Source organism: Flavobacterium macacae (assembly GCF_003865365.1).
GTDB lineage: Bacteria > Bacteroidota > Bacteroidia > Flavobacteriales > Flavobacteriaceae > Flavobacterium > Flavobacterium macacae.
Window position 1 is genome coordinate 59,789 of the sequence record NZ_RQVR01000003.1, and the last position, 12,492, is coordinate 72,280.

Genomic DNA, 12,492 nt, shown 5'->3' on the forward strand with positions numbered 1-12,492 from the left:
CAAAAATAAAACAATTAAGAGTATCAAAAAATTTAAAAAAATAGTATTTCGAACCTTTTTAGGTTTAATCCTACTTTTGCTGTTACTCGGCATTACACTTTCCTTACCTTTTGTTCAGACAAAAATTGCCCATTACGTTACCGAAACACTGAACGAAGATTTTGGAACCGACATTTATGTAGACAAGGTGGCAATCTCCGTTTTTGGAACTGTAAAACTTCGCGACGTCCTGATAAAGGACCATCACAACGATACGCTGATTTCAGCAATGTCCATAAAAACCAATATTTTGAGTTTCAAAAAGCTTCAAAGTGGCGATTTGGTATTTGGAGATCTGTATGCAGACAAGCTTTTTTTTAATCTAAAAACCTATAAAAACGAAACAAATTCGAATATCAATATTTTTGTAAAATTATTTGATAACGGCAAAAAGTCCACTAAACCTTTTCAATTAAACGCAGATAATATCTATCTGAATGCCAGCCATTTTAAAGTAACCAATGAAAATCTGATAAATAAGACAGCGATTGATTTTACAAAAATGAATTCGCGCGTCAGACGATTTAAAATTTATGGAAGCGACATTACTACTGAAATAAAAGAACTTTCGATGAGGGACCACAGAGGTTTGTTCATCAAAGACTTAAATGGTAAATTCAGCTATTCAAAAGAAAGCATTTTATTAAAAGAATTAAATCTTTTGACCAAGGAATCTTCGTTAAAAGGAAACGTTGTGTTGACGTATAAAGAAGGCGGTTTGGCTGATTTTGTTAACAAAGTGCGATTGGATGTAGATGTGGACGCCGCGTCGATTTCCACAAATGACCTCAATCTTTTCTACAATGAATTTGGGAAAAACAAGAAATTTAATTTTTCTACGATTTTCAGCGGTACAATGAATGACTTTTTTACCCGAAATTTAAAATTAACAGTTGATAGAAAGTCGCAGATCATAGGAGATATTAATTTCAAAAATCTTTTCAGCACTAATAAAAATGCTTTTATGATTAAAGGCGATTTTAAAAAATTGTCTTCTGACTATGCTAACTTAAAAACAATTTTGCCTCGAATTTTAGGCGAAAAACTGCCTTCTTCCTTAGAATATTTAGGGAATTTTGACATTATCGGAAAAGCCCAAGTTACCAAAATGACGGTAAAAGCCGATTTGTACATGACTACAGATATTGGCGAATTGGCTACCGTTCTTGAATTGTATGACATTGACAATATTGACAATGCGTCCTATTCTGGAAATATTAATTTTGATAATTTTAATATTGGTAAATTCTTGAAACAAAAAGATTTGGGGACAACCACTTTAGATATTGAAGTAAATGGAAAAGGTTTTACCCGAAAATTCTTGAATACCAAAGTTTCTGGAACGGTGTTCAGCCTGAATTTCATGAATTACAACTATAAAAATATCGATATTGATGGAATATTCAAAAATCCGATATTTCAAGGAAAAGTTTTGGTCAATGACGAAAATTTAAAGCTGGATTTTAAAGGTTTGGTTGATTTGAGCAAAAGAGAAAACCGTTATGATTTCCATGCGCTGATTGACTATGCTGATTTGAACAAGCTGAAATTAATCAAGCGTGACTCCATTTCTTTATTTAAAGGAGATATCACCATGCAGGTCACCGGGAATAGCATTGATAATATGTATGGAGATATTTTTATTTCCCAAACTTCTTACCAAAACGAAAAAGACCTCTATTTCTTTGATGACTTCACATTGCGATCAAGATTCGATGCGGATAGGGTCAGAACCATTTCTATTGAATCTCCCGATATTATTCAAGGAAAAATTGTTGGAAAATACCAATTTAAGGAAGTTCCGAAAATTGTGGAAAATGCCGTCGGGAGTTTGTATACCAATTATAGGCCTAACAAAGTCAAACCCGGGCAATACTTAGATTTTAATCTTTCGATTTATAATAAATTGATTGAAATTTTCTTGCCAGAAGTTTCGGTGGGATCAAATACGGTGGTTTCCGGAAAAATTACATCGGATTCAAAAGAGTTCAAAATGAATTTCAATTCGCCTGAAATCAAGGCGTATGACAATTATTTAGACAATGTTTCTTTAGAAGTCGATAACCAAAATCCGCTGTACAATGCTTATGTAGAAATGGACAGCATCCGAACTAAGAAATATAAAATTACCGATTTCAGTACGATTTCAGTAAAATTAGAAGATACCTTATTTTTCAGGACAGAGATGAAAGGTGGTGTTGACCATAAAGATTTTTACAAGCTGAATATTTTCCACACGATTGATAAACAAAACAATAACGTGGTAGGGATCAAGAAATCACAAGTAAATATCAAAGATTACATGTGGTTTTTAAACGAAGATGATGCAACGGATAACCGAATTGTTTTTGATAAAAAGCTAAAGAACTTCTCGATCGAAAATATTTTGATGACGCATGACAACCAAAGGGTTGAATTGCAAGGAATTATACGCGACAGCACTTATAAAGACGTTAACTTGAGTTTTGAAGACGTAAGTCTAGGGAAGCTTTTGCCCACAATGGACAGTCTTCGGATTGCTGGAAACCTGAACGGAAGAATTGATTTTAAGCAAAATAAAAATGTATACCAGCCGTCATCCTCGATAACCGTTGACAGTCTGCACGTCAATGAAATTTCCCTCGGAAACCTTTCTGTTGATATCAAAGGAAATGAAAGTTTGAATCGTTTCAGCGTAAATTCTGTTTTAGAAAATGAAAATGTTGAAAATTTTATTGCCACCGGTGACATTGGCATTTTAAATAAAGAAACCCTTTTTGACTTAAATTTTAGGTTCAATAAATTTAATCTTGGCGCGCTGAGCCCGTTGGGAGGAAATGTGATTTCAAAAATCCGGGGCTTTGCTTCCGGAACCGCCGGCTTTGCGGGAACTTTGAAAAATCCGCAAATTGACGGCCGATTATTTTTGGATAAAGTGGGCTTAAAAGTACCGTACTTAAATGTCGATTATGAATTTGACGAGCGCTCGATCGTGGATTTAACTGAAAATCAATTTAGATTTAATGACGCCAGAATGACCGACACAAAATATGGCACAAAAGGATTTTTGACGGGTAGCATCAAGCATCAAAATTTCAGAAACTGGGTTTTGGATCTCGATATAAAATCGGACAATCTCTTGGTTTTAGATACAAAAGATGCAGACGATGCCATTTATTACGGAACAGCATTTATTGCCGGAGGTGCTTCTATTAAAGGACCTACGACAGGATTGCTGATTACGGTGGATGCTGAATCGAAAAAAGGTACCAATATTAAAATTCCGATAAGCAGTGCGTCTGGAGTAGGAAATAATTCGTTTATTACATTCTTGAGCCCGAAAGAAAAATACAACCAAGACAATGGAATTATTGCGCCAATTGTTAAAAACGCGGGGCTTGAACTGCAATTTAATTTAAAAGTAACGCCTGAAGCCGAAGTCGAGATTATAATCGATAAAAACACGGGCCACGCTTTAAAAGGAAAAGGTAACGGAGACATCCGTTTGGAAATAAGTACGCTTGGAAAATTCAATATGTTCGGAACTTTTGATGTTACCGAAGGAGAATACAATTTCAAATATGGCGGAATTATTGATAAAAAATTCTCGGTTAGAAAAGGAAGCTCCATTTCTTGGGACGGAGATCCAATCCGTGCCCGATTAAACATTGACGCAGTTTATAAAACACAAGCAAATCCTGCCGTTTTGCAAGATAATGCTTCGTTTAACAGAAAAGTCCCGGTGGAAGTCATCATCGGCTTGACCGGAAACTTGACCAATCCAGAACCTGATTTTACAATTAATTTTCCAACGGTAAGTTCGGTCTTGAAATCAGAACTGCAAGTGCGTTTGGATGATAAAGATACGCGTGTTAACCAAGCGCTGTCTTTATTAGGTACTGGTAACTTCTTAAGTGCAGATAATGCAGGAACGGCGGTTTATGGCAGTTTGTTTGAAAGAGCTTCTGGGTTGTTTAATGACTTGTTTCAAGACGAAGACGGTAAATTTACGGTGGCCCTTGACTATCAAATGGCTGACCGAACGCCGACGGCTGAAACCAATAGCCAGTTCGGTATTGCAATTTCCACTCAAATCAGCGAAAGAGTTTCAATTGACGGTAAAGTGGGAGTTCCTGTGGGTGGCGTCAACCAATCGGTGATTGTGGGTAACGTGGAAGTAAAATATAGAGTTAACGATGACGGAACTTTAAACCTTAGGGTTTTTAACCGTGAAAATGACATTAACTATATAGGAGAAGGAATTGGATATACGCAAGGAATTGGAGTTTCATACGAAGTCGATTTTGATACTTTGCGCGAACTTTGGTTTAAAATATTCAATATTAAAACGCCAGAAGATAAAAATAAAGCTTCGGATGAAATTCCCGATTCTGACCTTTCACCCGATTTTATCCAATGGACACAAGAACGAAGAAAGAAAACAGAAAATCCAAAAACCGAGCAATTAAGAGTTCCAGAATCAGAATAACCTCTTTTTGGCCTGTTTTTTTTCATAGATTCCTATAATTTAATGAACATTTAGATACGATTCAAGAAAACTTATTAACGAAATCGTTTGAAACAGCTCCCGTTTCCTAAAATAATAAAAACCTGTGCTGATAAATGATATATGTTTGCTAATTTTACAATATTAATAGCAAATAAATGTCAAAAACAATAAAAAAAATAGGTGTATTGACTTCTGGAGGCGATGCTCCCGGAATGAATGCGGCTATACGTTCTGTTGTAAGAACCTGCGCTTTCCACGGAATTGAGTGCATCGGAATCTACCGCGGTTACCAAGGTATGATTGAAGGTGATTTCAAAGAAATGGGTCCCCGAAGCGTAAATAATATCATTAATAAGGGCGGGACCATCTTAAAATCTGCCCGCTCAAAAGAATTTACAACTCCAGAAGGAAGAAAAAAAGCATTTGACAACTTGACTAAGGTGGGAGTAGATGCTTTAGTAGTAATAGGTGGAGACGGAAGTTTTACAGGAGCAGAAATTTTCAATAATGAGTTTGGTTTTCCAGTAATGGGAATTCCGGGAACTATTGATAATGATATTTTTGGAACAAGCCACACTTTAGGTTATGATACTGCTTTAAATACTGTAATTGAGTGTATTGATAAAATTCGTGACACGGCCAGTTCACACAACCGTCTTTTCTTCGTAGAAGTTATGGGGCGTGACGCGGGGCACATTGCTTTAAATGCGGGAATCGGAGCGGGAGCAGAAGAAATTCTGATTCCGGAAGAAGATTTAGGCTTGGACCGATTGTTAGAATCACTCCAAAAAAGTAAAGCTTCCGGAAAATCTTCAAGTATCGTTGTGGTAGCTGAAGGAGATAAAATGGGCAAAAATGTCTTTGAGCTTAAAGACTATATCGAATCACATCTGCCAGAATATGATATCCGTGTTTCTGTGTTAGGACACATGCAGAGGGGTGGCGCGCCATCCTGCTTCGACAGGGTTTTGGCAAGCCGCTTGGGCGTAAAAGCCGTGGAATCTATTTTAGAAGGGAAATCAAACTTTATGGTTGGTATTTTAAAAGACGAAGTTACTTTAACTCCGCTAGAACAAGCTATAAAAGGACACTATCCAATCGATAGGGAATTATTAAGGGTGTCTGACATCATGTCAACATAAACTATTTAAGGTTGGATGTTTAAAAGTGAGGAAATTTAAACAACAGGCTTTACATTAAACAAACAAATTAAATAATCGGCCCAAGGCGAAAGCTTAAGCCAAAAGCAAATTAAAATGTCAAAAGTAAAATTAGGAATTAACGGTTTCGGAAGAATTGGAAGAATTGTTTTCAGAGAATCTTTCAACAGAGATAACGTAGAAGTAGTAGCAATCAACGATTTGTTAGAGGTTGATCACTTAGCTTACCTATTAAAATATGACTCAGTTCACGGACGTTTCAACGGAACTGTCGAAGTTAAAGAAGGAAAATTATACGTTAACGGAAAAAATATCCGTATCACTTCAGAAAGAAATCCTGCGGACTTAAAATGGAACGAAGTTGATGTGGATGTAGTAGCAGAATGCACCGGTATCTTCACAACTATCGAAACGGCAAACGAACACATCAAGGGCGGTGCTAAAAAAGTAATCATTTCTGCTCCGTCTGCTGACGCGCCAATGTTTGTAATGGGTGTCAACCACGAAACAGCAAAAGCAACAGATTTAGTAGTTTCAAACGCATCTTGTACCACAAACTGCTTGGCGCCATTGGCTAAAGTAATCCACGATAATTTTGAAATCGTAGAAGGCTTGATGACAACAGTCCATGCAACAACTTCAACGCAAATGACAGCTGACGGTCCTTCAAAAAAAGACTGGAGAGGTGGCCGTGCCGCAAGCGTAAATATCATTCCGTCATCAACGGGAGCTGCAAAAGCAGTTGGAAAAGTAATTCCAGAATTGAACGGAAAATTAACAGGCATGTCTTTCCGTGTTCCAACGGTTGACGTTTCAGCAGTAGATTTAACGGTAAAAGTGGCTAAAGAAACTTCGTATGAAGAAATTATGGCCGTTTTAAAAACAGCTTCAGAAACAACAATGAAAGGTATTTTAGGATACACGGAAGACTTGGTAGTTTCTCAAGATTTCATCTCAGACTCAAGAACTTCTATTATCGATGCAAACGCAGGAATTGGACTAAATTCAACTTTCTTCAAAATTGTATCTTGGTATGATAACGAATACGGATATTCAAGCAAATTGATTGATTTGTCTGTACACATTGCAGGTTTAAAATAATTTATAATTGACTGGTCCCGTCATTCATTTGGCGGGACTTTTTTATATACAATTATCAAAATCGCACACATTTCATATTTTTTTTGAAGCCAAACACAAAGAATTTTTTTAAGCCATATTCCCGCTTTCCGTTACAATCTTTTCTTTTTTTTCTTTAAAAAAAGAAAAGGATTTGCACTGCAATCGGGGCTAAAATCAATCTTTCGGCGTTTTTTAAACCATTTTCGCCAAGATTACCTAACAAACTAACTAACCAGAAATGAAACTATTAGTAGACAGTGGTTCCACAAAAGCAGATTGGATTGCATTAGACGATAATGGCAACAAACTCTTCACCACACAATCTTTAGGATTAAATCCTGAAGTCTTAGACAAAAAAGAAGTCTTGGAGCGTCTTGAAGACCGCTTCGATATTTATCAAAACAGAAAAGCAGTAACGCACCTTTTTTTCTACGGGGCGGGTTGCGGGACCGACAGGATGAAAAATTTCTTGGCTTCAATTTTTAAGGAGTTTTTTCCAAATGCAGAAATTGTAGTAAAAGAAGACACGTATGCGGCCGCCTATGCCACCAATCCGTCAAATGAGAAAGCAATCATTTCAATTCTTGGAACAGGTTCCAACTGCAGTTATTTCGATGGCGAAGAATTGCACCAAAAAATCCAGTCTTTAGGATACATGGCAATGGATGATTGCAGTGGCAACCGTTTTGGGCGTTCGTTAATCCGTGCGTACCACTTTGGAAAAATGCCAAAGCATCTTGCCGAAGAATTTGAAAAAGAATACGATCTTGATCCAGATGTAATCAAGCAGCATCTTTATAAAGAACCAAACCCGAATGCGTATTTGGCCACTTTTGCCAAGTTTTTGATCCAGTACAAAGACGACGTCTTTATCAATGTTTTTGTCAAAAAGGCAATGCAGAAATTTGTTGACAATTACATCACGCAATTTGAAAATTGCCGTGAAATTCCGGTTCACTTTGTAGGTTCTATCGCTTTTTACTTGAGAGACGAATTAAAAACGGTATTGGAACAAAACGGACTGATTTTAGGAAACGTGTTGCGCCGTCCAATTGATGGCTTGATTGAATACCACAAAGTAAACTAAGATATGATTACAATAAAAACCTGCTATTTGGCAGGTTTTTTATGTCCAATTTTTTAAAATAACATTTAATAAAAAAGGCTTTATCAATTGATAAAGCCTTTTTTATAGATTCAAAAATTTGGATTATTTCATAGCAATCATAGAAATTTCTACATTCACATTTTTTGGCAATCCGGCTACTTGAACCGTTTCTCTGGCAGGAGCCGTTTTTTCGTCAAAATAGCTTCCGTAAACGGTATTTATCCTTGCAAAGTTGTTCATGTCCATAATAAAGATAGAAGTCTTAATTACGTTTTCAAACGTCATTCCAGCTTCTTCAAGAACTGCTTTCATGTTTTCCATTACCTGCTTGGTTTCGGTTTCAATATCGTCCAGAACCAATTCCCCAGTTTTAGGATCTAATGCAATTTGTCCTGAAGTAAAAAGGGTGTTTCCAAAAGCAACGGCTTGGTTGTAAGGTCCAATTGGTGTTGGTGCTTTATCTGTAAAAATTATTTTTTTCATAGTAATTGTATTAACGTAAAGTTCTATCCGGTTGATTTCTCTTGTCCCATTTGATGTCGCTCAGGATCGAAGATTTGATTCCGATAAAGAATCCCCAAGAAGTATAATCTCCAATCGGAACCCAGTTGAAATCCATTCTCCAGCTTAATAAATCTCTTTCAAAACGAAGTTGTGTAAAGGTTACACCGTTTTGAACAAAGTCATATCCGGTTGATACACCCACTTTCCAACGCGGTGTCAAATCAACATTTCCAGAAACCATTATTGAATTGTTTGTAATCGTGTTTTGGCGCCTATCATTTCCATAAGTCAAAGAGTAGGCAAGGCGAATGTCCCAAGGAATTGCGGCACTATACATTCCTGTTTTTTTCTCTGCTTCCTCAATGTCTTCATCATTAAATTGACTTGTTCTGTTGTCGCCAATGTCTCGTGCAGTACCAAATAAATCATCTTCGCGGCCACCATTTCTTAAACTTTGGTTTTTCAAAGGATCAGATTGGTCTTTTTTATTTGCTCCGTCTGAACTTGAAAAAGAATAATTGATCGTCAAGTTGGCGCTGGTCATTCTGAATAAACTTCCGCCATTGTCAATATTCCATTTATCGATAGTTCTGTTTGCGTTATCTAGAGCATACGGATTTAAAGTAGCTCCAAAATTCACATTCATCTTGTCTTTAAAAAGATTTGTTCCGGCACTAACTCTAATAGGTTGCAATTTTAACGAATCTGCATTTAAATTATAAGAAGTATCAAAATTCAAGCTGTTCAAAAGCATTACTTTTCTCGGCTCTGTTGCGGTACTGTCTTTGTCTGTAACCTTTGCTTCAAAAGTATTGTTTAACGAGAAGCTCACAATGTTTGACATGTTTTTTCCTGGAACTCCATAAATTCCGCCTTCAAAACGAGTATAATCTTTTAGCATCGTTCCACTTCCGTCAGGATCATAAGTATCATAGTACTTTTCAAAACTTGGACGGTAAGAATAACTTACATTTGGTTTAATCAAATGTCTGATTGCTTGGATTTTTTTACCTTCTCCAAAATTAAATGTTCCGTAAATAGTTGTTCCAATAGAAGCATTTACACTATACGTTCTAAAAGCATCAAAACCATTATTGTTAATCGTATCTAACTTTTGATCTGTTATATTGTATTTTTTATCAATTGTTTTCATGGTCCAAATTTCTTCATAATTTGCTCCGGTACTAACACTGAAGTGTTTAAAAATTTTGAAATTGGTTGCAATTGGAATAGAGTGCTGCATTCCAATTCTTGCATCTCTAAACATTTGAGGTTTGAAAAATAAAGAATCATTGGTTTGAATGTCATTTTTTGCATTCAGGTTGTATTGGAAATTGATGTTTTTGATAAATCCTTTTTTGGGTTCATCATCCGATGCAAAAGGATAAATTCGGTCAACGCTACCTTGAAAAGTGGGTAACGTCATATTGATAGTCTGTGTCTGCGTATTCTGTGAATGTGTTGCTGTGATAGACATATTCACTTGAGGCACTGTATTAAACGTTTTTGAATACGAAATAGAAGAACTCAATGTGTTATTTAACGCAGCTCCAATATTGGCTTGATTCATTGTTTGTTGGTAGTAACGGCTACTTCCTAAATTCACAGAGGCTGAAAATCTTGAATTCGGATTGGCTTTAGCATCCTGAGAATGTGTCCATTGAATGTTATATTGCGATGATTTTGCATAATCAGGAAAGCCTCTTTCGCTTTGAATTTGATTTTCAAAACGAACGTTTACATTTCCTCTATATTTGTATCGCGCCGCATAGCTGGATTCAAAGCGCATGGCATAACTTCCGTTTGTATAATAATCTCCAAGAATTGCTAAGTCATAATTATCTGACAGAGCCAAATACAGTCCACCATTTTGTAAAGAAAATCCTTGTCTATTTGAATCACTGGGTGATGGCAATATTAGTCCAGAGGTACCTTTGTCAGACATCGGAAAGAAGGCAAAAGGAACTCCAAGTGGGGTTGGAACGTCAGCAATTACAAGATTTGTTAAACCAACAACTACTTTTTTTCCCGGAACAAATTTAAGTTTTCTAACATAAAAATAATATTCAGGATTGTCAATATCTTTTGAAGTTGTCAATTTGGCTTTGGCCATATAATAGACCGAATCGTTGATTTTTTTAGTTTTTTCGGCAATGATATTCATATCATTTTGTTTGGTTCTAGAATTCCAAACTAAAGCCTTTTTTGTAACCGTATTGAAACGAATAGAATCAGGTTCTATAATGTTACTACCTTGTTTAAATACAGGTCTTTGGGTGTAGTTACCTGAAGAATCTTTTATGCGGCCCGCATAGACTTCATTTTTTGAATAATCCATCACGATTATTCCTGCTTTTAATTCAAAATCTTGGTAATAAAGTTCGGCTTGATTGTATAATGTCAAAAGTTTCTTCTTCTGATCCATCTTTTCATAATCCACCGCTTTACGTCTTACAATTCCTTCAATAGATTTTTTTTTAGGTTTTACCGAATCTAGTTTTGTAGAGTCTTGAGGAGTAACAAGATCCTCCATACCGATCGTTTTTGATACGGTGTCATTGGGTGTAATAACCTGTTTTTCAACAGGTACTGTGATTGTTTTGGTTCTTCCTTCTTGAGAATAAAGCGGTGCACTTCCTATTGTTAGGAAAATTGCTGATAAAACGATATGAAATAAGTTTGTACGCAAAGGTTTAAATACTATTTTTGTAAAAATATGGCTCACTTTTTGACGTGCCAAACTTACATATATTTTTTATCAAAAATAAGGAAATAACAAAATTATAACCATAGGAATTTTATTAAATTTTAACTTTAACAAAATATGGACATACCCACTAAATATAAACAATCATTCGCTTTATTCGCCTGTTTTCTTTCAATTTCTGCTTTCAGCCAATCGGGTAATAATTTTAAAGTAACTCTTGATGCAGGTCACGGCGCAAAAGACTATGGTGCTATCAAAAATAATTTCGTAGAAAAAAACATCGCCCTTGCTGTTTCATTAAAGGTAGGAAAGCTTTTGGAGAAACAACCAAAAGTAGATGTAATTTACACTAGAAATTCAGATGTCTTTATTGAATTGGTTGAAAGAGCAAATATTGCAAATCATGCCAAATCAGATTTATTTGTTTCGATTCACTGTAATTCAAATGACAATTCGGAAGCTTTCGGCACAGAAACGTATGTAATGGGTCTTACCAAAACGAAATCGAATCTTCAAGTTGCAAAAACGGAGAATGAGGTAATTACGTTAGAGCCAGATTATAAGTTGAAATATGCAGGTTATGATCCAAAATCTCCAGAGTCACTAATAGGAATTACTTTAATTCAAGAAGAGAATCTGCTTCAAAGTATGTCTGTTGCCAGTGTGATCCAAGATAATTTTAAAATGCAATTGAATAGAAAAAGCAGAGGCGTGAAGCAAGCTCCGTTTATGGTTTTGCACAAAACGGCAATGCCTAGTGTCTTGATTGAAATGGGATTTATTTCGAACAAAAATGAAGGCGCTTACTTAAATTCAGAAGAAGGGCAAAATGAAATTGCAAAGTCAATTGCGGATGCTATTATGAATTATAAGAAAGAATATTTTGGCGGTACTTCTATCGAAAACAGAATTGATAAAGAAGCATTGCGTGTTGAAAAACCTAAGGAAGTTGTAATTCCTGCAAAACAGGATACGTCAAAAACGGTTGCTGCAAAAACGACTGAATCTAAAAAACCAGAAGAAAAAAAGCCTGAAGTTAAGATTGAAGCCAATTCAAAAGGCATTTTGTTTAAAGTGCAGATTTCTGCAAGTGGTACAAAATTAGATTTGACACCAGGTAATTTTAAGGGATTAAAAAATGTATCTGTAATTTCAGAAGGAAATTTATATAAATACATGTATGGTTCTTCAGATAATTATGAAACCGCAAAACAGCAATTAGCAGAAGCCAAAGCAAAAGGATTCACTACTGCTTACTTAATTGCATTTAAAAATGGAAAAAAAGTCACTTTGCAGGAAGCATTAAAATAATTTTGTGAAATCTTTTTGATTTTATTACTTAAATTTGTTTAAAAACACCAAG

General features: G+C 35.7%; 7 protein-coding genes. 5 read left to right on the forward strand and 2 right to left on the reverse strand.

Going from position 1 to position 12,492, the window contains the following annotated elements:
- Window positions 1–76: 76 nt before the first annotated feature.
- The 4 genes from EG849_RS03630 (at window position 77) to EG849_RS03645 (ending at window position 7,897) form a co-directional block, all read left to right on the forward strand.
- Entirely contained in the window at window positions 77–4,507 is a 4,431-nt protein-coding gene (locus EG849_RS03630) for a translocation/assembly module TamB domain-containing protein (protein ID WP_125011726.1), read from the forward strand.
- Between the two features lie 176 nt (window positions 4,508–4,683).
- Window positions 4,684–5,670, forward strand: a complete 987-nt coding sequence (pfkA, locus tag EG849_RS03635) for a 6-phosphofructokinase (RefSeq protein WP_125011727.1) — start codon at window positions 4,684–4,686, stop codon at window positions 5,668–5,670.
- A gap of 114 nt (window positions 5,671–5,784) precedes the next feature.
- Window positions 5,785–6,789: a type I glyceraldehyde-3-phosphate dehydrogenase gene (gene gap, locus EG849_RS03640; protein ID WP_125011728.1), complete on the forward strand. Its 1,005-nt coding sequence runs from the start codon at window positions 5,785–5,787 to the stop codon at window positions 6,787–6,789.
- A gap of 259 nt (window positions 6,790–7,048) precedes the next feature.
- Window positions 7,049–7,897 carry an N-acetylglucosamine kinase gene (locus EG849_RS03645; protein ID WP_125011729.1) on the forward strand — a complete coding sequence of 283 codons (849 nt, stop codon included), beginning with the start codon at window positions 7,049–7,051 and terminating at the stop codon, window positions 7,895–7,897.
- 123 nt (window positions 7,898–8,020) lie between these two features.
- Here the strand turns inward: EG849_RS03645 and EG849_RS03650 are convergent, their stop codons facing one another.
- Both EG849_RS03650 and EG849_RS03655 read right to left on the reverse strand, forming a co-directional pair.
- On the reverse strand, window positions 8,021–8,401 hold the full coding sequence (locus tag EG849_RS03650; RefSeq protein WP_125011730.1) for a RidA family protein: 381 nt from the start codon (window positions 8,399–8,401) through the stop codon (window positions 8,021–8,023).
- A 10-nt stretch (window positions 8,402–8,411) separates the two neighbouring features.
- Window positions 8,412–11,162: a putative LPS assembly protein LptD gene (locus EG849_RS03655; RefSeq protein WP_125011731.1), complete on the reverse strand. Its 2,751-nt coding sequence runs from the start codon at window positions 11,160–11,162 to the stop codon at window positions 8,412–8,414.
- Window positions 11,163–11,246: 84 nt separating this feature from the next.
- Here EG849_RS03655 and EG849_RS03660 point away from each other — a divergent pair, with 84 nt between their 5' ends.
- The gene (locus EG849_RS03660) at window positions 11,247–12,440 is read left to right on the forward strand and encodes an N-acetylmuramoyl-L-alanine amidase family protein (protein ID WP_125011732.1); all 1,194 of its coding nucleotides are present in this window, start codon (window positions 11,247–11,249) and stop codon (window positions 12,438–12,440) included.
- Window positions 12,441–12,492: the final 52 nt, after the last annotated feature.